The organism is Streptomyces sp. NPDC059142 (assembly GCF_042755665.1).
Lineage (GTDB): Bacteria > Actinomycetota > Actinomycetes > Streptomycetales > Streptomycetaceae > Streptomyces.
Map to the genome: position 1 here is coordinate 18,450 of NZ_JBHZDA010000021.1, position 23,664 is coordinate 42,113.

A 23,664-nucleotide genomic window follows, 5' to 3' on the forward strand; every position below is an offset into this window, starting at 1 on the left:
GTTGACGTCCTTCCGGTTCAGATCCAGTCGTAGTGACGGTGGTAGTTCTCCACGCCCTGGAGAGCGAGCAGGGGCGGCCCGCCGGGGGAGTCGGGGCGCCAATCGGTGTGGGCGCCGACGGCCAGGTGTGCGCGGGGCAGCAGACAGGCCCGGCTCTCCGGCAGCAGCTCGGTGTACTCGGCGAAGCCGAGGCGGCGACGGGCGGCCAGCCGCGGCCCGATCTTCCGGGCCGCCATGGCCTGCCTGGACTCCTCGCGCACGGTGCCGCTGAAGAACTCCGAGGAGCACCCCGACCCGTAGGAGAACAGGCCCACCCGGGCCCGATCCGTCGCTCCGGGCAACTGGTCCACCAGGCTTGCCAGCGCCAGGTAGAGAGACCCGGAGAAGAGATTGCCGACCTGCGCCGGGTAGGTGAGGCCCGGCTCGACCCTGCGGGTGAAGTCGGTGGCGATCGCGGCCGAGCCGAACCCGGTGAACTCGCGCATCGCCCGGCGGTGCGCGGCCCGCACCATGCCGGCGAATGGTGTGTGGAAGACCAGGTGGTCGAACGTGCCGTCCAACGTCACGTCGGCGACCCGGGTTCGGTAGTCGGCGAAGCTGCGGACCGTGCACTCCAGGTAGGCCACAAGGGACTGGTCGGCGTCGGCGACCTCGATGTCGGGACCGGGCCGGGCGGTGTCCATCGTCTCGAAGCTGTGCAGGCCGAACGCTCCGAGATCCAGTTCGAGGATGTCGGGGTGCTCGCTGAGCAGCATCGCGACCGCGCCGCTGCCGGTGGCCAGTTCGGCGTACTCGGCACGCTCGTCGGCGAGGCCCACGTCGGTGGCGATCAGCAGCACCCGTGCGTCCGGTGAGGCGCCCGAGGCGAGATAGCCGACGGCGAGCTGCAGGGCCGCGGTGGCGGCGTAGCACGCCTGCTTGACCTCCAGGAGCCGGCAGTGCGAGGGCAGTTCGAGGTATCGGTGGACGTACGAGGCGATCGACTTGCTGTAGTCCACGCCGGACTCGGTCGCCACCAGCACGACCTCGATCGCGTCGCGCGCCTCCGGGTCGAGACCGTCGACCAGGCCCTTGGCGGCGTTCACCGCGTGGGTGACCGGGTCCTCGAAGGGCAGCGCGACCGAACGTCCCGTCAGCATCAGGTTCTTGACGCGGCCGCGGTCCAGGCCCCGGCCCGCGGCCAGGTCGTCGGCGCTGATCCAGGCGCTGCCGCCGTAGACGTCGAGCGCCTCGACGCCCACGGTGACGGGGCGCGGTGCGGTGGTCATGCGGTCTCCTCTGGGTGCCGGTGGGCGTCGGTGGAACGCGGTGTGCCGGAGGCGTCGGAGGGGCGGAGAGTGGTGTGGGGCTCTCGGTCGGCGGACGCGGCGACGACCTCCCGCAAGAGCCGACTGATCTCGTCCGCGTGGGTCACGCAGGGGAAGTGCCCGGCGTCGGCCAGTTCCTCGTACCGCGCGCCCGCGATGGCGGCCGCCAGCTTGCGGGCGGTGTCCAACGGCACCACGCAGTCGAGCCGTCCCTGGATCACCGCGGCCGGCAGGTCGAGCTCCGGCAGTCGGCGCAGCAGATCCGGTTCGTCGGCGAACAAGTCCAGGTAGGACAGGCCGACGTAGGGGTCCATGCTCTCGCAGCGCAGCAGTTCCGCCGCGAGGTCCGGCAGCCGCGCCTCGTCGCCGGTGGCCGCCGCCACGGCGGCCATGTCCTCGGCCACGATGACCTCGAGCCGGTTCACCTCGCCGACCCGGTTGGCGTACCGGTACGAGCCGCCAATGGTGGTCAGCGAGGCGACGCGGCCGGGGTGCCTCAGCGCGAAGGTCTGGGCCACCAGTGCGCCCCAGGACGCTCCGGCCAGGTGCAGCGGGCCGTCGATGCCGAGCCGTTCCAGGGCCTCGGTGCAGAGGTCGACGATGTGGTCGAGGGACATCTGCCCCCGGGTGCGGGTGGCGCCTACCCCGGGGTGATGCAGGACCACCAGCCGGTGGTCCGCGCCCAGTTCGGCGAATTGGCGGGCGAACATCCCGGCCCCGATGTTGAACGGGTGCATCAGCAGCAGGGTGGGGCCGGTGCCGTGCACGAACGCCTCGACGGTCGCGGTCTCCAGCTCCACCAGGTGCCGCTGGACGGCCGGGGCGTGCGCGTTGAGCACCGCCAGGTTGTCACCCGCAGGCGCGTAGCCGGCGGCAACCGCTGCCCGTACGTCGTCCGGAATCCGGTCCGCCGGCTCGAACCGGGCCCGTGCCAACGCCATCGGCGAGTCCACCGGTCCCGTCGGGTGCAGGTCCACCACCCCGGAGCGATCGACGAAGCAGCTGGCGAGCCGGTCCGTGAGCGTCTTGGCGTCGGCGTCGGACAGGCCCGTCGGCACCGCGAGGCGCAGCAGACCGGCCGGGTCGTCGCCCAGGTGCGGGCCGCCCCGGACCCCGGTGGCCCGGTAGAGCCAGGCGAGCATGGCGGGCCCGGGCTGCGCGAGGCCGCCGAACGCGTCGTCGCGCCGCGGGTCGAGCAGCACGCAGTGTGCGCCCGGCCCACCGTGCACCGGCGCACCGGCCTCGACCAGCCGCTGGTGCAGGGACCGCACCTGCTCGCCGCGGCGGTGGACCAGCTCGCCGATCACCGGTGTGTCGGCGAGCGCCGCACCGAGCACGGCCTGTTGCTGGCGGCCGAGTTGACGGCCGTAGGCGTCCTCGTCCTCGGCCATCCGCTCGGCCAGGTCGGAGCGCCGGGTGGCGACCAGCCCGCCAAGCCCGACGGCGAAGTTCTTCGACAGGCTCACCGTCACGGCGTCGGCGGTGTCGAGCTGGTCGCGCACCGTCTGCCAGAGGTCGACGCGGGCCGCTTCGCCGGCCGCCCACGCGTTGTCCACCATCCGGGTGGCGTCCAGCACCAGCGGCACGCCGCGCTCATGCAGGGTGCGGGCCGCCTCCCTGAGTGCGCCGAGGGTCAGCGGGAGGCCGCCGGCCGCGTTGGTGCTCAGCTCCAGACAGACGAACGACACGTCCGCGCCGTACTCGTCCAGCAGGGCTGCCAGCCTGGCGAGCCGGGCGTCGCCGGTGTGCGCCGCGCCGTCCGGACGCGGTGTCCGGACCGCTGTGAACCCCGCCTCGGCCAGCGCGAACTGCCACGTCGGGAACAGGTCGTTGTGCAGCACGACTCCCCGTCGGCCGGGCCAGGAGCGGCACAGCCGCAGCTCGGCGGACCGTCCGGACGCCGTCCACGACACATGCGACAGCGGCATCCAGGCGGGCGGTGCCACCGGGGCGCTGCCCGGGTCCGCGACCCGGGCAGCCAGGGCGGCCATCCGGTCGGTGACGAAGGCGTCGGTGCGCTCGAACCACGAGTCGGTGAGCAGGTCGAACTCCACCTCCGCGTGGTCGAGCAGGACCGGGTTGTGCCCGACCCGGGCCAGCTGCGCGGCGCGGTCGGACACGGGCGCGCCGGGGGGCGCCTCGTGGTCGGCCGAACCGGGGGTACCCGCCGTGCCGGTGTCCACGCCCTCCGGGGAAGTGGCCGCCGTGTCCTCCGAGTTGGCGATCATCGTGATCAGGTCGACGGCATCGGTACGGTTCGCGGCCGGCTGGCAAAGGTAGAGGGGCACCTCGACCGGCCCGAACTTCTTCTTGAAGCGGTAGTTGCCCTCGTCGAAGATCCCGACCGAGCGCAGTTCGGCGAGCGCCTGGCGCACGTCCTCCGCCGGGTTGGGCGTGGTCGTCACCTCGACGCCGAAGCTGCCGCCGAAGCTGAGCACCTCGGCCCCCTCCGCGGCGAGCCGCCCCACGATCTCGACCAGGCTGTACTCCAGGCCGCCCAGCGGCATGCTCCGCGGATAGAACTCCACATCGAGCAGGTACCCCTTCTCGGCGGGCAGTGCGGCCAGCACGATGGCGCTGAGCAGCTGTTGGTCACGGTAGGTCAGGAAGATCCGGTGTCGGTCGGGCAGCTTCCCCGCCCTGATCAGCTCGCGGGCCTCGGCGACGTACGCGTTCACCATCTGCTTGCCCTCGGACCACTGGTCGACCAGACCGGCGATCGCCTCGTCGGTCGCCGGGTCGGAGCCGCTGACGTACTCCCCGACCCGGTTGTCACCGTCGCGGCGGAACCGGTTCACCAGATAGCGCAGTTTGCTCCGGCGACCGCCGTCGAGCGAGAACGCGTCGAGGTTCTGCAGCCGTTGCACGACCCCGAACGCGGTGGCCAGCATGGGGGTGCCGGCCAGCTCCGTGAGAGGTTCGGTGGACAGCAGGTTGAGCCGCAGTCCGTTGTCGCGGCAGTGTGCCAGCAGCTCACCGGCCGCCGAGGCGAACTGCTCCGGTGCACCGGTGTACCGCCACACCAGCACGGAGTCGTCACGGCGGCCGATCGCCAGGTAGCCGTCGCGGGTGGCCGGGAAGAACAGCAGCGGAGCGATGCTCAGACCGGCCAGGCCGGTCTCCATCCCGTACTGCTCCTCGACATCCCGCACGAGCCGCAGCAGGTCGGGGCGGTCGGCCAGCTCGGAGCGCGGTACAACCACCCTGGCGCCCGCTCCGGTGTGGGCGATGTCCCGCGGGGCAGGGGCGGCGGGGGCGGGGGGTTCCCCGAGCCGGGCCACCGCCGGGGCGCCGAACCGTCCGGCCAGGTGGTCGGCGAGCGAGACGCAGTCGGGCCGGTCGAACAGCAGCGTCTTGGGCAGCGTGCCGAGCACCTTCTCCAGTGCGCGTACCGCCCGCAGCATGTCGAGAGAGGTGAGGGAACCGTCCGTGAACCGGCCGTCGGGCCCCAGATCCTTCTGCACGGCACGCTCGACGGCGCGACGCACGACGGCGGCGAGGTCGTCCGGCTCCGCATCCGCCTCCGATTGCGCATCCGGAGCGGCCGGTGCCGGAGTCGACTCGGCCGGTACAGGCGTCGCCGGGTCCGGCATCAGGGCCGCTTCCTGGATGGGCTGCCGTACGGCGTCCGCGGCGACCGGTTGCGGCGCCGACACCGGCTGTACGGGCATCACCGCGGCCGACTCGGCCTCCGGCCGGGACCGTACGGAGTCCGGAGCAGCCGGGGCGGGGTCCGGCGCACCGACCGTGCCGAGGTAGCGCGCCAGGCCGGAGAGCGTGTCGTGCTCATAGAGCTCGCTCGTCGGCAGGGTAGTGCCGTGCTTGTCGTGCAGCCAGCGGACCAGTTCCACGCGCATGATCGAGTCGAGGCCGAGGCTGGTCAACGAGTCGTGGTCGCCGATCTCCTCGGCAGGCAGGCCCAGCGCCACCGCCACCCGCTCGCGGAGCCCCTGCGCCGTCACCTCGGCGGCCCGTGCGGGCGCCGGGGCCGACGGCTCGGGTGCGCCGACGCGCGGGGACGGGGGCCGCGGCGCGTCCACGCGGTGTACCGGCGCCAAGCGGACCTGTCCACGCGCCGCGCGACGTGCCGGGGCGGATTGTACGGACTCGTTCGCGTCCTCGGCGGACCGGAGTGACGACAGTGACGACGGCACGGAAGCGGTCGAGGCCCGTGCGGCAACGGACGTGGTCGCGACGGCTGCGGGCGCGGCCTGACGGGTTTCACTCCGGTTCCCCACAGGTACGGCCACGGTTTCGACGGCTTCGACCGAGGTCTTGTCAGGCTCGGTGATGGTGTCGGTCGATCCCTTCAGGGGCTGGGCGGGACGGGGAAACCAGTGCCTCACGCGGCTGAAGCCTGGCCCGGGGAGCGGTGTCCGGCCGGGGACGGCGGGCCAGCGGCCGGCCCAGTCGACGGCATGGCCGTCGCACCAGGCTGCGGCGAGCTCCTCCGGAGTGACGTGCGCGCGAGCACCGTCCGGGCGGGCGGTCGCCACGCCGAGGTGTACTCCGTCGGGGCTCGTGCCGCGCAGCGCGGCGACGAGCTGGGCGCGGTCGCGGACCACCACTGCGAGGCGGTGCGGGAGTTCCTCCCGACCGACCTGCAAGGTGTACGCCACCTGGTCGAGGCGGGCGGCCGGCGTCCGGTCGAGGAAGTCGGCCAGCCGCGCGCGGTAGTCGGCCAGGGCCTGAGCGTCCCTCGCCGACACCGGCACGACCCACGGTCCGCCGGTCGAGGGTGGCCGGGTCTCCGCCGCTCCCTCGACCTGGAGCACCACATGGGCGTTGGACCCGCCGAAGCCGAACGAGCTGACTCCGGCGCGGCGCACCGGCTGCCCGGACTCGTCCGTCACCGGGTCCCAGCGCCGGGCTCCGTCCGCCAGGGTCAGCGGGGTGCCGCCCAGGCGCAGGTAGTGGTTCGGCTCGCGCAGGTGCGGCTGGGGCGGGACGAGACCGCCCCGCATCGCGAGCACCGTGGTGAGCAGGCCGACGATCCCGGCTGCCGCCTCCAGGTGACCGATGTTGGCCTTCACCGAGCCGACCGCTACGTGCGGCTCGGCCGGGGCGGGCAGGTTCCAGTCCTCGTACAACCGGGCGTAAGCCTGCTTGAGGCCCTCGATCTCGATGGGATCGCCCAGCGGAGTGCCGGTGCCGTGCGCCTGGACGAAGCCTATGGTGCGCGGGTCCACCCCGGCCGCCCGGACGGCGTCGACGACGACGTCCGCCTGGGACGTCGGGTTGGGCGCGGTCAGGGACGGCGTGCGGCCGCAGTGGTTGACCGCGCTGCCCAGGATCACCGCGTGCACGTGGTCGCCGTCCGCCCGTGCGCGGTCCAGCGGCTTCAGTACGACGGCGCCGACGCCTTCGCCCCGGACGTATCCGTCGGCGGAGTCGTCGAAACTGGCGCACCGGCCGCGTGGGCTGAGCATCCCGGCCCTGGTGAAGGTCGCGAAAAGGGCGGGACTGAGCGTCAGGTTAACGCCACCGGCGATGGCCAGGTCGCAGTCACCGTTCTGCAGCGCGCGGACGGCGTGGTGCACGGCGACCAGCGAACTGGAGCACGCGGTGTCCAGCGCCTCGCTGGGGCCGTGCAGGTCCAGCAGATGAGAGACCCGGTTGGCGAGGACGGCGTGGGCGACACCGGTGGCCATGTGGGCCTCGGGGGCGCCGCCATATGCCGTCATCAGCTCGTTGTAGTCGCCCGTGGCCACGCCGACGAACACGCCGGTGGCTGAACCCGCCAGCTCGCCGGGGCGACGGCCCGCGTCGTACAGGGCCTGCCACGTCACCTCCAGGAAGTGGCGTTGCTGCGGGTCCATGTATCCGGCCTCGCGCGGCGAGATGCCGAAGGCTGCCGCGTCGAACTCCGCGACACGTTCCAGGAATCCGGCGCGTACCCCGGCCATCCGCGGATCGGCGAGCAGTTCGGCACGGTCCGCGGGGACGGGCCCCACCTGGTCCCGACCGGCCGACACCGTCCGCCAGAGGGCTGCGAGATCATCGGAGCCGGGGAACCGGCCGGCCATGCCGACGATGGCGACGGGCATCGCGGACCCGGCGCGGCCGGACACCCGGCCGGCGGGTACGGGCGACACCGAGGATTCGCCAGGAACATCAGACACGGCAGGTGCGGAAGATGCGGCAGATGCTTCGGACAACGCCCTTTCCGGGACGTCCTCCACCCGCCCGACCGTCAGGTGCTCGCGGACCAGGCGCTCGGCGAGCGCCTCCAGGGTGGGGGCCTCGAACAGTACGGTGGGCAGGAGGTCGAGGCCGTAGCGCGCGTTGACCTTGGTGATGAGTTCGGTCAGCGAGATCGAGTCGAAGCCCAGTTCCATCAGGTCGGTGCCAGTGTCCACGTCGTCGTCCGGCACCATCAGGAATCCGGCAGCGACGGAACGCAGTTCCCGCTCGACGCTCCCGGTTCGTTCGGCGGTCGGCTCCTCCTCGGCGGTCCCGGCGACGTCCGGCACCAAGGTGTGGTGCCGCGTGCTGCGCGGCCGGAGGCCCTCCGCGTAGGAGACCACGCCGGGGCACGTCTCGTCTCCCGCGAGGAAGGCGTCGTAGGAGCGCAGGGCGTCCGCCCCGGGCAGCGGCACCATGCCGGTGTGCTGCGCCATCAGGGTGCGGCTGGCCTCGTCGACCAGCATGCCGCTGTCCGACCAGAGGGGCCAGCCGATGGACACCGTGCGCCCGGGACGCCGCCCGGCGCGGTGCCGGGCGGCCCGTTCGTCGGCGAAGGCATCGAGGAAGGCGTTGGCGAAGGCGTAGTCGGCCTGGCCGAGGTTGCCCGTAGTGGCCGCCACCGAGGAGAACAGCGCCAGGAATTCGAGCGGTTCGTCCCGGGTGGCCGCGTCCAGGTGTACGACGCCCCAGACCTTGGGGGCCAGTACCTCGGCCACCTCCTGGGGGGTCTTGCGCACCGCGAGGGAGTCGCGGGTGACACCAGCCGCGTGCACGACGCCGTGCAGGGCGCCGAACCGCTGACGGACCGTCGCCACGAGAGCGTCGACCTGCCGCCGGTCACTGACGTCGGCCTGGTGGTAGATCACCTCGGCTCCGGTTGCGGACAGGTCCCGCAAGGCCGCCGTCACTGCGGCGTCGGCGGCGCGACGGCCGCACAGGACGAGGTTGACCGGGCCGCCGCGCACGGCGAGGTGCCGGGCGAGCGTCGTGCCGATCCGGCCGGCTCCGCCGGTGATCAGGTAGGTGCGCGCGGGGCCGGTGAAGAGGGCCGGGTCGGCCGCCTGAGCGGCCGACGGTGGCTCGTAATCCTCGAACTCCCGCACGTACCGCTGCGTGGCCGTGTGCCGGACGTCGCCCTCACCGGCACCGAGCAGTTCCTCGACCAGCAGCCGGGCAAGCTCTGCGGGGGCCCCCTCCACCTGCGCCTGGACGCCGGAGAAGTCCGTGTGCTCCAGCGAGATGGTGCGCAGCAGGGCGCCGAGGGCGGCGTACGCGGGCCGGGCCTGCCCGGTCCGCTCGTCGATGTGGTGTGCCACCAGCATCCGCAGCGGGGTCCGGGAACGGGCGGCCCCCAGGTGGCTCGTCGCCAGCCGCAGCGTGGTGTCAAAGCCCTCCCTGAGTTGTGTGGTGAGGTCCGGTGCGGAGGCGGGGCAGACGTGGAGGACGGCGTCCACGGCGCCGGGTCCCGCATCGGCGTCGACGTCCCAGGCGATGCCGCGCAGGTCCAGTTCGGCGGCCAGGTCGGCGCGCAGTGCGGGCTCCGGACAGTGCAGCAGCACCCGGCGCAGGGGGCGGCCCGGCTCCGGCGGGCCGGCAGGCCGCCAACGGGGCCGCCGGTGGCGGATCTCGATGTCGACGGGCGCGGACTCCCGGGCCGTCGCACCGGCCGAGGGGGCGTGGTCCGTACGGACACCGCCGTACGGCGCCGGAGCCTCGCTCCGAACCGCTGCGGGCACGGACGCGTCCAGGGGGACGGCGGCACGGGGCGCCTCGGTCCGGACGGCGGTCAGCCGCAACCCCCGCAGGACGAGGATCTGTTCCTCCCCGTCGTAGATGTCCAGGTCGACGATGCGGAAGCCGGTGGCACCGTCCGGGGTGACATCGCGGGCATGCACCCGGCAGCGGGCCGGGAGCGGACGAACGCTGGTCAGTTCGGCGCACGAGGTGGGCAGGTAGCCGTTGGCGTCGTCGAGCACGGCGAGCGCCTGGAGCGCGCCGTCGAGCACGGCCGGGTCCAGCCACAGGCCGGGCGCGGGCGATGCCGCCACATCGGCCAGGCACTCCCCCGGTCCGGCCCAGAGGGCCCGGAGCACCTGGAGGCCACCGTCGTGCCGCACCCCGCCCGCGCTGAGGCGGGCGTAGACGACGGCGGGCGCCACGGACGGGCCGACCTGGCCGGGGGCGGGCGCAGTACCGGGCGGCAGGGCGGGGTCGGGCAGGGGCTCGACGGTGCCGGTCGCGTACGCCACCCCGTCGGGGCCGGTGAGCGTGAACGGGACCGGCTCGTCCGGCCGGTGGGCGCCCGCCACGACCCGTACCTCGGTTATGCGGTCGAGGTCCAGGGGCCACTGCCAGGTCAGGTCGCCGAAGCGGACGGCGCCGGACAGTCCGGGAAGAGCCGCGTGGACGAGCTGGGGAACGGCGGCACCCGGCAGGATGCGACGGCCTCCGACGTGGTGGCCGCGGACGGTCTCGCCGAGGACGCTCAGGGGCACGGGGGCGGTTACAGGGACGGAAGCGGTCGCGGGGAGGGGAGCGCCCTCGGGCAGGGGTTCGGTCGCGGGCAGCGACACGGGGGCTGCGGGCGGCGGCGTGGCCGGCTCCCACCAGATCCGCCGGCGCCGCTGGGGGTGCCCCGGGAAGGCGGCCGCGCGTGGCGAAACGGGCCACAGGGCGGCCCAGTCGACCCGTTCGCCCCCGGTCCAGCGCCGGGCCGCGTCCGCCCACCGTTCGGCAGCCGGGCCGACGGCCGTGTCGTCGGGCCCGCCCGCAACGGCCTCGCGGGCAGCAGCCGTTTCGCGGCCGGGTGCCGCGCTGCCGCGCCACACACCCGGCGCGCTCTCGCCACGGGCGACCGAGGTCAGTCGGGTGACCAGCTCGGGCACGCTGCCGCAGAGCACTGCGAGACGTTCCCGCAGGGCGGGCCGCCCGACCTGGCTGGTGTGGGCGAGCCCGGGCAGTCCGGCGCCCACCGGCAGCGGCCCCCCGAGGGCGGCGGCGACGTCACCGGCGTACTGGGCCAGCAGCTCGGGCGACCGTGCCGACAGCACGAACAGCTGGTCTCCGGACGGCGGGCCCACCGGGTCCGGCCGTGCGGGCACGTACTCCTCGATCACCACGTGTGCGTTGGCACCACCGGCGCCGAACGAGCTGATACCGGCCCGCCGGGGCGACGCCCCCGCCTCCCAGCGCCGTAGTTCCCTCGGCAGGTCCAGCCGGTCGCCGACGTCGATGCGGGGGTTGATCTCGCGGAGGTGGGCACAGGGAGCGATGGCGCGGTGCCGGAGTTGGAGCAGCACCTTCGTGAGCCCGGCGATGCCCGCCGCCGCCTCCAGGTGGCCGACGTTGGCCTTCACCGAGCCCACGGCCAGCGGCCGGGCGTCGGCACGGGCATCGGCACCATCGGCTGCGCCCACGGCGACCCGGTCGAACACCCTGCGCAGACCGGCCATCTCGATCGGGTCCCCCAGGGCGGTGCCGGTGCCGTGCGCCTCGACGTAGTCGACCGTGGCGGGGTCGACGCCGGCCCGTTCGAGGGCCTGCGTGATGACCGCCGCCTGGGCGTTCGGGTTCGGCACGGTGTAGCCGGAGGTACGGCCGCCCGCGTTGACTGCGCTGCCCTTGACCACCGCCCAGATGTCGTCGCCGTCGGCGATCGCGCGGCTCAGCGGCTTCAGCAGCACCGCGCCGACACCCTCGCCCGGAACGAATCCGTCCGCTTCGGCGTCGAAGACCCGGCAGATACCGTGCGGCGACAGCATCGTCATCGAACACAGCGAGACGAAGTGCGCGGGGTGGATGATCACGTTGACGCCGCCGGCGATCGCCGTGTCGCATTCTCCGCGCCGCAGGCTCTCGCAGGCCAGGTGCAGCGCCGTGAGCGAGGACGAGCAGGCGGAGTCCACCGCGTAGCTGGGCCCGGACAGGTCCAGCAGGTACGACACCCGGTTGGCGATCGACCAGTACGACGAGTGCGCGCCGGTCATCTCGCCCTGCGGCCACGCGGTCGCGGCGAGCTGGCCGTAGGTGCCGTACATGGCACCGGCGAAGACCCCGGTGCGCCCGGTCGCGCGGTCGCCGAGGTTGCCGGTGCGTTCCAGCAGGTCCCAGCAGGTCTCCAGGAACAACCGTTCCTGTGGGTCGATCTTCACCGCCTCGCGGGCCAGGATGCCGAAGAAGCCGGGGTCGAACCGGTCGACACCCTCGATGAACCCGCCCCGTGCGGTGTAGAGCCGGTTCTGGGTGCCGGGCCGGGCGTCGTAGTACTCCCGCCAGTCGAACCGGTCCTCCGGCACCTCCGTGACGGCGTCCCCGCCGGACGACAGCAGCCGCCAGAAGGCGTCCAGGTCCGGCGCGCCGGGGTACCGGCCGCTGACGCCGACAATCGCGATGTCGTCGGGCCGCACGGCCCCGTCGTGCGAAGCGGGTTCCGTCCCTGCGGTACGGGCCACAAGGGCTGCCCCGGATCCGGTACGGGCCACAGAAGGCGTCCCGGTGTCAGGGCGGACCTCGGAGATCGTCCCAGGGCCGGTGCGGGGCGTTCCGGTCGCTGCCGCCAGCTCCGTCGGCCGCATGGCGCGCAGGTGGTCGGCGAGAGCTGCGATGGTCAGGTGCTCGAACAGCAGCGTCGACGGCAGTGCGCCCAGGTCGGCCTCGAACCGGCCGATGAGGGTGAGGCTGACCAGTGAGTCGATGCCGAAGTCGTCGAAGGCCGCGTGGTCGCCGAGGTCCTCCGGATCGTGCCGGAGCACTTCGGCGAACACCGCGCGCACGTAGTGGCGGGCCGCCTCGGGCGTGGGGACGGCCGGGTCCGGTGCCGTGGATACCTGGTCCGGCGTCACGGCGGCCGGTTCCCTGCGGGCCGTGAGCAGACAGGGACCCGCCGCTCCCGTGGCCGCTGCCGCGGTCACCTCGACGTCGGTGAGACCTGCCTTCCCGGCAACCGCGTGCCAGGTTCCGGGCGTGAGCAGCGGCGAGTGGGGCTGGCGCAGCTCGGGGTCCTGGTAGCGCCACCAGCCTTCGGTCAGCCCGAAGGTGAGCGTCAGGAAGTCGGAACGCCCGGTGGTCTCGTGCACCAGGAGGAGGCCGCCCGGACGCAGGAGCTCGGCGGCGTGCCGCAGCGCGGCGGTGACGTCCGAGGTGGCGTGCAGCACACCGGCGACAACCACCGCGTCGTGATCGGCTCCGAAGCCCTGGACGGCGGGTTCCCGTTCCGCGTCGAAACGGGCGTACCTCAGGGTGACGGCGTCCGGTGCGTGCGCCCGCAGGGCCTGTTCGCCCTGCCGCAGGAACGAGGCCGACAGGTCGGTGAACACGTACTCGACCGGTGCGGCGCCGTCCAGTGCGGCCAGCACGTGGCGCGTGGTGGCGCCGGTGCCCGCGCCGATCTCGAGCACTCGTGCACCGGGCCCGCAGGCGTCGACCTGGCTGCGCACCCGGGCGGCGAGCTCCTGATTGGCGGCGCGTTCGGCCGCGCCGCCGCCGTAGAACCGCGCGAGGAGGTCGGTCGAACCGCCGGGGAACAGCACCTCCAACGGGTTGCGGCGCCCGGCCAGCACTTCGGGCAGCGCAGCCACACATCGCCGCAGCAGCTGCTCCTGCGCCTCGACGGAAGCATGCGGCCGTGCGGGAGCACCGGCCGGTCCGGTGCCGCCGAGGCCGATGAGGTCCGCGCCCTCGCAGCGCACCGCCCCGGCGCGTTCGAGAATGGGCAACAGGGCGTCGAACAGCCGGCGATGGGCGGGTACGACGCCGAGCCGTTCGGCCATCGTCGTGGCGGAGCACCCTGCACCTGGTGCGGGCAGCACTCCGGCGGCGGTGAGTTCAGCGGCCAGCAGGGCGCCCGCCAGGGATTCGAGGCTGTCTTCGGCCGGTTCCCGCACAGTCACTCCGAGTCTGCTCAGCGCTTCCGGGGTGGCCCGGGCGACGAGGGCCTGTGGCACGCGGGCGGTGAGGATCTGCCCCAGGGCGGCGAATCCGTCGGCGGGTTCGACCGAGCCCACTCCGGCCGCCGCCATGATCCGGGCCCGTTCCGGCGCGGCGACCACTCCGACACTGCCCCAGTAGCCCCAGTTGACGACGGTCACCGGAACCGGGCCCGCGGCGTGCAGCGCCTGCCCGAGGGCGTCCTCGACGGAGCTGGCCGCCGCGTACGCGGCCTGGCCGGGCGAGTCGATCGCGGAGGCGGCCGAGGAAAAGAGGACGAAGTGGTCCAAGGGTTCGTCGCGCAGCACGTCGTGGAGCACCCGTACGCCCCGGGCCTTGGGCCGCAGCGTGGCCCGCAGGTCGTCCGCGTCGGCGAACGCCAGTGTCCGGTCCCGCAGTTCCAGGGCGGCGTGCACCGCGCAGGTGACCGGGCCGAACTCGGTGTGGGCCACGGCGAGCGCGGCCCGGACGTCGCGGGGTTCCGCGACGTCACCCCGCACGTACCGGACCCGGCCGCCGGCCGCCTCGACCTCCGCCAGCCGTGCGGCCACCTCGGCGTCGGCCGGTCGGCGTCCCAGCCAGACCAGGTCGGCGGAGGTGTGCCGAGCCAGGTACAGGCTCAGGGCGAAACCGATGCCACCCGCGCCACCCGCGATCAGATGAACGCCACGGTCGCGCCAGGGCGAGGCGGGGCTTGCGGGGCCGCCCGGGGTCGCGGTCCCGGCCTGCGGAAGCCGGGCCGTGGTGGGCGCGGCCGTCAGGGGCCGGAAGACCCGGGTGAGCCAGCGGCCGTCGCGCCAGGCCGGCGCCGGATGCCCGGCCGGGGCCCGCAGCAGCGCCTCCACGCCCGCGTCGCCGAGGTCGAGGCCGCGTACCTGCCAGTGGGGGTGTTCGGCGCCGGCGGCGCGCAGCACACCGAGGATGCCCGCCCGCGCGGGAGCCGTGACGGGTCGTCCGCCGGCGGGCAGCACCCCTTCGAGGACCGCCGTCAGGTTCAAGGGCCGGCGGGCCGCCGGGCCCTGAGCCAGCACCCGTACACAGTCGAACACCTGTGCAAGGGTAGGGTCTTCGTCGGGGTCGGCCGGGCTGTCGCCGGTCGCCACCACGTGAACGGAGTCCAGGTCGGGGCGTGCCAACCGGTCCGGTCCGGCGGCCAGCGGCAGCAGTTCGCCGCCGCACCGGGCGGCGAGCTCCCGGGCCAGCGGTTCCGCGCCGGGCGTGTGGAGAACCAGGGCACGTCCGGACTGGGCGGGCGAGAGGTCTCCCTCCCCCACCGACGTCCACGTGGGCACGAGTACGGAGACCGCGGGCCCGCCGTCCTCCTCCCCCGCACCGGCTGTACGGGACGACGACGGTGCCTCGGGGGCTGTACGGGGGGACTGCCCCGGGGCCGCCACCTCGCCGTACTGACCGGCGCGCGCCGGGCGCGGGTGCTCCGTGCGTGCCTCACGGGCAACCAGGCCCTCGATGCGGGCGTGCTCCCAGCCGTCGGCTCCGGCGAGCCGGACCGTGATGCCCTCCGGGGTCCGGCTGACGTGCGCCCAGGTCGGCGCCCCGTCGGCCGGGCGCACCACCACCCGGGCCGCCGCGAACGGCAGCAGCAGTTCCCCCTCTCCGGCCAGGACGGAAGCCACTTGGACGGCGCCGTCCAGTGCGGCCACGTCGACCACGCTGCTCCACGTGGATCGTTCGGCGACGGTCAGCCGGCCGAGCGCCTCGCCGTCGCCCACCCACACCTCGTCGACCACCTGGTAGGCCGGGCCGTAGTGCAGTCCGGCGGTGGCGAACCGGGTGTAGAGGTCCTTGCCCGACCGGTGGCCGGTGCAGCGCCGGGCTATGTCGTCGACCGGGAGCGGTGCGGCCGGCGCCGGAGCGGGCCGCACCGTGCCCGTGGCGAAGTCCGTCCCCGCGCAACGCAGGCTGAAGCGGGAGCCGTCCATCTCGACCCGTACCTCCTGCGCCGTACCGGCGCGCAGCGGCTGGAGCCACCGCACTCCGGACATCTCCAGCGTCCCGTCGTCGCCCGCCGCGACCGCGGCGAGGGCCAGCGCGCCGGTGCCGGGCAGCACCGGAGTGTCCCCGATCCGGTGGTCGGCGACCTGCCAGGCGTCCGGGGCCACCCACCAAGTGAGGCCCGCGGCGGGAGCGGTCGCAGGAGCGGCCGGGGGCTTCGGCCAGTACCGGGTGCCGCGCAACGGATGCGGTGGCAGCGGGGTGCGGCGGGCCTCGATCCCGTGGAACTGCGTCCCGAACGCGGGGCTGCCGCCTGCGAGGTACTCGTCGGCGAGGCGACGCTGCTCCGGCGTGGCCGCCGCCAGGGACGGTGGGGCACCGTTCGCTGCGGCCCGCAGATGGACGGCGAGGTCGTCGAGGCTGTCCGCGACGACGACGGCGCGCGCCGGATGGTGGCGGCGTCCGAAGCACAGGGTGTAGGCGACGTCAGCGAGTTCCGGCGCCGACGGCGCCGCTTCGGCCAGGGCGCCGAGCTGCTCCCCGAGTTCCCTGGGGGTACGGGCCGAGACCGGTACGACGAAGCTGCGCGGTCCCAGGTGCCGCGGCCGGGCCGGGCCCTCAGCGACGACCAGGTGGCAGTTCGTGCCGCTCACGCCGAAGCTGCTGACCGCGGCGATGCGCTGCCCGCTCGGGCCCGGCGGCCAATCCCGCACCTCCGTGACCACTTGGAACGGGCTGTCGTCGAGGTCGAGCCGGGGGTTGGGCGAGGCGAACCCGGCGGTCGGCGGCAACTGTTTGTGGCGCAGCGCCAGCAGCACCTTGAGGAGACTGGCGATGCCCGCCGCCATGGTGGTGTGGCCGAAGTTGCCCTTGACCGAGCCGAGCGCGCAGGACGCCGTCGTCGATCCCGTCCGGGTGAACGCCTCCGCGAGCGCCTTCGCCTCGATCGGGTCGCCCAGCGGGGTGCCGGTGCCGTGCGCCTCGATCAGACCGATCTCGTCGGGGGTGATGCCCGCTCGCCGCCAGACCCGGGTGAGCAGGTCGGCCTGGGCGCGTCCGCTGGGCGCGGCGATGCCGTTGCTGCGGCCGTCGCCGTTGGCGCCGCCGGCCCGGATGACGCCGTGGACGTGATCGCCGTCCGCGAGCGCGCGGGCCAGCGGCTTGAGCACCACGGCGCCGACCCCCTCGCCGAGTACGATGCCGTCGGCGGAGGCGTCGAAAGGCGCGCTCCGGCCGGTCGGCGACAGGATGCCCGCAGCGCTGGTCTGCACATGGATGTCGGGGCCCAGCATCAGCGCGACCCCGCCCGCGACCGCCATCTCGCAGTCCCCGCTCAGGATGCTCTGGCAGGCCAGGTGCACCGCGAGCAGGGACGACGAACAGGCACTGTCCACCGCGGCGGTGGGGCCGGTGAGGTTGAGGAAGTACGAGACGCGGGCCGCCAGCACCGACGGGGCGCCGCCGAGGAAACTGTGCGCCGTGTCGTGCCGTCCGGCGGCGCGGCGGAGGTGCCGGTAGTCGCTCTGCGTGCAGCCCACGAAGACACCGCAGGACGTGGGTGTGTCGGGGCCGACCGCGTAGCCGGCATCCTCCAGCGCGCGCCACGACTCGGTGAGGAACAGCCGCTGTTCAGGGTCCATGTCCTCCGCCTCCAGCGGGGACATACGGAAGAACGGCGCGTCGAACCGGTCGATGCCGGACAGCGACGCCGCCCACTTGCTGGTCGTGGTGCCGGGGGGCCCCGCCGGGTCGTAGTGGACGCTGGTGTCCCAGCGCTCGGCCGGAACCTCCTCGGTGTGCTGCCTGCGATCGACCAGAGCGGCCCAGAATGCTTCCAGGGTGGGCGCGTGTGGGAACTGGCCGGACATCCCGATCACCGCGATGGCGTGCGCGTCGTGCGGTGGCGGGGCGGGGTCCGGCGCCACGGTCGCCGCGGGCCTGGTGAAAGCGGCGGGTACGGCGGTACCGACCGGGCCCGGCGCGGCGGGTGCCGCGTGGGCCGCGTGCTGCCCGGCGCGTGCGCCGACGCCACGCAGCACGAGCGGGACCGCGGCCCCTGGCTCCGGCGAGGACACGGCCGCCACGACGGGGGCGGGAACGGGGATTACGAGCGGTGCCGTCGCCGGGGCGGGCGCGGCTGTGCCGACGGGCGACGGGGCCGGCCCGTCCGTCACAGGCTCGGCGGGCCGGGCCGGTTCCGACGCCCCGGCGCGCGGGGCCACGGCGGCGTCGGCCACCTGTTGCTTGTTGCGTACGGCCTCGGCCACGGCATCGGCCAGTTCGGGGACCGTCGGCCGCTCGTAGACCAGGACCGACTCCAGGTGGACGCCGAGCCGGGAGGCAAGGGTGTTGGTGACCTCGACGGCGCCGATCGAGTCCAGTCCCATGTCGGAGAACGTCTGCCGCGGATCGACCTCGTGCGGTGCCAGGTAGAGCTGAGCGGCCACCACCTCGACGACGACGTCACGCAGTTCTTCGCCGGCCGACCCGGAAGTTCCCGGCGGCGGTACCGGCTGCACATGCGGTGCCGGCGGCACGGAGGGGACGGGCGGGTGAGGCGGCACGGAAGACACGGGCTGCGCGGCTGGTGCGGTCGCCGCGGCGGTCGGGGAGGGCGCGGACTCGCGTCCCAGGCGGCTCTGGACGCGTTCGACGGCCTCGCCGCCCAGCACTCGCTCATGCATGCGCAACTCCCGTTCGATCACGTCGGACAGAGCGGCGAGCGTGCGTCCGGCCAGCTCCCGCTTGAGCTCGGCGGCGGCCGTGCGGGACTGCCGGACGATGGACTGGGCGTACCCCAGGGCGGTGGGCAGGACGTCGGCACGCGGACGGATGTCCACCGAGGCGCCGCGCTCGCGCAGTTCCGCACCGGTCAACGTGCGTCCGGTGTAGAACAACTGCTCGGCGACCGCCGTACCGAGCTTGCGCTCCACGAAGAAGGTGGCGCCGGCTCCAGGGGTGAACCCGTAGGTGAGGAACGGCACGCCGTAACTCGCCTCTCGCGCCATCACCACCACGTCGGCGTACAGGCCGAACACCAGGCCGCCGCCGCTGGCGTGGCCCTGGAGGGCGCTGACGACCGGCTTGTCGCACGCGAGGACTAGCTGGTGCAGGAAGGACACGTCGGCGAACGTGCCCTGCTTGGCGGCCAGTCGGGCCATCGCCTCTGGTGTGGCGCCCATGCTGAACACCTCGCCGCTCCCGGTGATCACCACGCAGGACACCGCCTCGTCGGCGGCTGCCCGCACCAGGGCTTCCCGGAAGCCGTCCAGCAGCTCGTCGGTGAAGGTGCTGCGGCCGAGGGTGACCAGGAGGATTCCGTCCGGCAGCAGGCGTGTCTCGCACGCGGGCCGGTCCGGATCGGGATCCGGCGCCCGCGGCGGCTCCGGCGCTCCACCGTTCGCGGCAGCGGTGTCCGTCACAGCGGTGACTCCCGTCGTAGCAGCGGTGTTGGGAGCGACGCGGGGCCGGGCACCCGTTTGTCTCCCAGCGGTGGTGCCCGCCCGGGCGCGGACGCCCGGCACGGCCGTGGCCTGTGTGGCGGCAGGGGTGCCCGCGACGGCAGCCGTCTCCGCTCCCCCCGCGTTCTCCGCGCGCCACAGGCCCGGCCAGCAGCGCTCGCCCCGAAAGGGATACGGCGGCAGCGGCACCCGTCGCAGGCCGGCCGGGTGACAGCGGTGCCAGGGCACATCGACCCCGGCCGCCCAGGCTTCGGCGAGCCGGTCCCACTGCCGCTCGCGCACCGCGTCGTCGAGACCGGCCGGGTCCGCGCCCGGCTCGCGCCCCCAGTAGGCGCCCGGTGGCGGGGCCTCGCCCGCGAGGTGGGCCCGCAGCGCCCGGCGGGCGGCGGAGCTGTCGGCACAGACCACGGCCAGCCGGTGGGCCCGCGGGGTCCGGCCGACCTGGGAGGTGTAGGCGAGGTCGTGCAGCCGCTCCGCTCCCTCGCCCGGGGCCAGTTCGTCGAGGGTGCGCCGGGCGAGCTCGTCGGCGCGAAGCCCGGTCGACGCCGCGAGGAGCTCCAGGTCCACCACTTCCAGGCCCAGATCGCGCAGGGGCACCGTGGCCGATACGTCGTCGGGCTGCACGCCGAGGAGACCGGCGACCGCGTGGCGGACCTGCTCGTCGCCCTGTTCCAGGACGGCCAGCAGGTCCCCCACCACCCGGGCGAGTTGTTCCTCGTCCTCGGCGGACAGCACCAGTACGGCGGGCCCGGCTGGTACGGGGGCGGCGCGGGGCGGGGGCGCCTCCTCCAGGACGAGGTGGGCGTTGGAGCCGCCGGCGCCGAACGAGCTGACGCCCGCCCGCCGGACTCCGGCCGCTCCCGGCTGCCACGGTTCGGCGGTGCGCTGGAGCCGGAACGGGCTCTCGTCGATGCGCAGCGCCGGGTTCACCTCGTCGCAGTGCAGCGTGGGGGCGAGCGTGTGGTGCCGCAGTTGGAGCAGCACCTTGGTCACGGCGGCCACCCCGGCGGCGCTCTCCAGGTGGCCGATGACCGACTTGACCGAGCCGAGGGCGCAGGTGGTGTCCACACCCGTGTACGCGTCGCGCAGTCCCTGGACCTCGATCGGGTCGCCGAGCGAGGTGCCGGTGCCGTGCGCCTCGACGTAGTTGACGGTGGCCGGGTCGACGCCGGCGGCGGTCAGGGCTCCGGTCACCACGTCGGTCTGCGCGCCCGGGCTGGGCACAGTGAATCCACTGGCCCGGCCGCCGTGGTTGAGGCGGGAGCCGCGGATCACGCCGTACACGTGATCGCCGTCCGCCCGCGCGGCGGCGAGCGGCTTGAGCAGCAGTGCGCCCACCCCTTCGCCGGGTACATAACCGGTGCCGCCCTCGCCGAAGCTGCGACACCGTCCATCGCGCGACAGCCACTGCCCGGCGGCGAGTTGCAGGTACTTCTCCGGGTGCGGCATGACATTCACCCCGCCGGCCAGCGCCCAGGTGCACTCGCCGGAGCGGATGGCCTGCACGGCAAGGTGGATCGCCGTCAGCGACGACGAACAGGCAGTGTCGATCGCCATGCTGGGGCCGCGCAGGTCCATCCGGTAGGACACCCGGTTGGCCACGGACGAGTGCAGGGCAAGAGGCAGTGGCTCGTCCGGCGCAGCGTCCACCAGTTGGAAGTGGGACGACATCACTCCGACGAACACCCCGACGCTGCGGTCGGTGAGCTGGTCGGGCCGGTATCCCGCGTCCTCGACCGTCTGCCAGGCGGTGGTCAGGAACAGCCGTTCCTGCGGGTCCATCCGCTCGGCCTCGCGGCGGGAGATGCCGAAGAAGGCGCGGTCGAAACGGTCGATACCGTCGAGGAACCCGCCCCATTTGCCGTACGTGCGGCCCGGTGTGTTCGGCCGGGGGTCGAAGAACTGCTCGTGCGGCCAACGGTCGGCCGGTACCTCGGTGATGCAGTCGCGTCCCGCGCTGAGGTTGCGCCAGAACTCCGCCACGTCGGCGGCCTGCGGGTAGCGGCCGGCCATGCCGATCACGGCGATGGCATCATCGTCCACCCCGCCCCTTGCCTCGGCGGGAGGTGCGGCCGGGGCGAGGACGAGATCGGTATCGGACGGGGCACCGGGCTCCGTGCCGGTCCCGGCCGCGGTCCCGGTCGTGGGAGCCGTACCGGATGTGGCCGTGGTGGCGGACCCGGGTTCGGTCGCGGTGCCGAGCGCGATCGCGATCCGGTCTGGTTCGCCGTAACCGATCAGCAGATGGGACGCGCCGGAGGCCAGCGCGCCGCCGAGGGCGCGGAGTCCGGCCGCGGTGGGCATCGGTGCCAGTCCGTGCGTCTGCCGGTCGTGCCGCAGGGCGTCGGCGGGCGCGGTCATTCCGCCGTCCGACCAGTACGGCCACTCCACGGCGAGACTGCGGCCCGGCCCGGTGCGGCGCCGCATCAGCGCGCCGAGGGCGGCGTTGGCGTAGGCATAGTCGCACTGGCCGGGGCTGGGCAGAGTGGCCGCGAGCGAGGAGAACGCCACGAACAGGCCGAGGTCGTCGGCCGAGGTCGCCTCGTCGAGGAGGGTGACCGCGTCGATCTTGGCTGCGAGCACGGCGGCGGCGCGTTCCGGCCGCTTGCGGAAGAACACCGCGTCCTCGACCGCGCCCGCGCACTGGAACACCCCGTCGAGACGCCCCTGGGTGCGCCGGGCGGCCTCCGTCAGACGTGCCACATCGGCCGCCGAGGTGAGCTCGGCCCGCACGTAACGCGCCGTCACACCGAGTTCCCGCCACTCGGCGAGGAGCCTGGAGGTCTCGGGCGGCTCCGGGCGACGGGCAGCGAGGGTGAGCTCGGCCCCGTACTCGCGGGCCAGCCAGTTGGCGACGTGCAGACCGATCCGGCCGGCTCCCGCGACGAGGTACGAGCCGCCCCGCCGGATCGGCGCCCGTTCCGGCGGCGGGAGGGGTACGGGCCGGTGGCGGCGCACCAGCCGCCGGCCGCCCAAGTGGTGCACCTCCACGTCGTCCGTGAGGTCGTCGGCCTCGGCGAGCAGGACTGCCGCGTCGGGCGTGCCGGTCGGCAGGGCGACCACGCGGCAGCGCAGTGCGGGCACCTCCGTGCCGAGGGTGCGCAGCAACGCGCCGAGTGCCTGGTACCCGGCGTCGGCGTTCGGCCCGTGCACCACCAGTAACCGGTGCGGGCCGGGTCTGCGGCTGTCGACGAGGGCCGATGCGAGTGCCCACAGCCGGGGGTACGGCGCGGGCGCGGGCCAGGTGGCGTCGATGAACACGGACGGTTCGATCCCGTCGGAGGCCATCCGGTGCAGCAGGCCGGTCAGGTCCGCCCGGTCCCACTGGTCCACGACGTAGCCGCCGGCCGGCGCCGGCCCGTCCTGCACCAGCGTGACGACCCGGCGGTCCGGGCGAGCGGCCCGCAATGCCTGGGCCCACGCCGCGCCGAACACCACGATGTCCCCGTACCCGTGCCCCGGCACGGGGGCGGGCGCCGGGGTCCAGACCGGTTCGAAGGCGACGAGCTCACCCGGCAGCCGGGCGTCGCCGGTCCCGGGGGCCGCTTCGGCCGAACCGGTCTCCGCATCCGGGGACACGTCTTCGGACGAGGAGGTCTCCCCGTACTCGGAGACGAGGAAAGCGGCGACGGCGTCCACTGTCGTGTGCTCGAAGAGCATTGTGGGGTAGAGGGTCGAGCCGACCACTTCCTCCAGCTGCTCCGCGATCCGCAGCACGTCGACCGAGTTGAGGCCGAGTTCGTAGAAGCCGACTCCTGTGGGCACGTCGGAGGCGGGCCGGCCGAGGTGCCCGGCGACCACCGCGCGCACCCGGTCGGGCATCGCTCCGCTCACCGGCGTCGCCCGCCGCTCTCCCACCTCGGGAGCCACTGCCGACGAGACAGCGGGGACCGGGGCCCGCTCCGGAGCCACCGGCACGGGAGCCTCCGGGGCCGACACCGCCGCGCCCGGTCGCAGCCGCTTGGACGCGAAGCCCACGATCTCGGCGATCGGCTCGCCGTCCAGGTCGTAGATGCGGACGTCATTGCTGAGCAACTCGCCGGAATCGGTGAGCCGTTCCGCCTCGGGGACATGGACCAGGGCCGGTCCGCGCAGGGGCCGGACCGCACGGAACCTGCTAACGAACATCGGCACGAATGGGTCGTCCTCCGGCGGCGTCTGACAGAACCCCAGCAGCGTGGCCGCGTCCAGGCGGGCGGGGTGCAGGTAGAAGTCCTCGCTCCCGGCACCGGTGCCGAGGTCGATCTCGGCGAGCAGACCGCCGGGGCCGCGCCGGACGGTACCGGTGCAGGCCATGCGCGGCCCATGGTGCACCTGCTGGGCGCGCGCCCTGCCGTACACCTGCGCCATGTCGCCGGTGGCGTCGGCCGCGTCCCGGACGTCCGGGGCCAGCCCGGGCAGCGCCCGCCCGGACCAGTCGAGTTGCGCGCGGAGGTTCTCCACCCAGGGCGCACCGAGTGTGAGCTCGCCGACGGGGCGGCTGGTGACGCGCACACCGACCCGGCCGGTGTCGTCCGCCTCGAACACCACGCGCAGCTCCCGGCCGATGCCCGGCGCGGTGGTGACAGGTTCGGCGAACAGCACCCGGGTCAGCACCGCCCGCGCCGGGTCGAGACCACGGGCCTCCAGCATCCGCCAGATCACGTCGAAGAGGGCGCTGCCCGGCAGCAGGCAGACGTCGCGGAGCCGGTGCTCGTGGACGACGAAGTCGGTCGGCTCCAGAGCGACCTCTGCTTCGACGCGGGAACCCGGACTGAGCATGACTACCTCCCGTGGACGATCCGGCAGGGCCCGGACCGGCCCAGCATCACTGGCGACGGCGCCGATGCCCG

Annotated in this window: 2 protein-coding genes; both read right to left on the reverse strand. The window is 74.1% G+C overall.

Annotated features, from left to right (window positions below; genetic code table 11):
- Positions 1-17 precede the first annotated feature (17 nt).
- Complete coding sequence (locus tag ACFXPK_RS11030; protein ID WP_385073994.1) at positions 18-1,268, reverse strand: hydroxymethylglutaryl-CoA synthase family protein; 1,251 nt, start codon at positions 1,266-1,268, stop codon at positions 18-20.
- On the reverse strand, positions 1,265-23,593 hold the full coding sequence (locus ACFXPK_RS11035) for an SDR family NAD(P)-dependent oxidoreductase (protein ID WP_385073997.1): 22,329 nt from the start codon (positions 23,591-23,593) through the stop codon (positions 1,265-1,267). The genes ACFXPK_RS11030 and ACFXPK_RS11035 overlap by 4 nt, the downstream gene beginning before the upstream one ends.
- Between the last annotated feature and the right edge of the window lie 71 nt (positions 23,594-23,664).

Bases quoted from the DNA above. Each gene is read 5' to 3' on its own strand.
- ACFXPK_RS11035 (WP_385073997.1), bottom strand. From the start codon at position 23,593: ATGCTCAGTCCGGGTTCCCGCGTCGAAGCAGAGGTCGCTCTGGAGCCG.
- ACFXPK_RS11030 (WP_385073994.1), bottom strand. From the start codon at position 1,268: ATGACCACCGCACCGCGCCCCGTCACCGTGGGCGTCGAGGCGCTCGAC.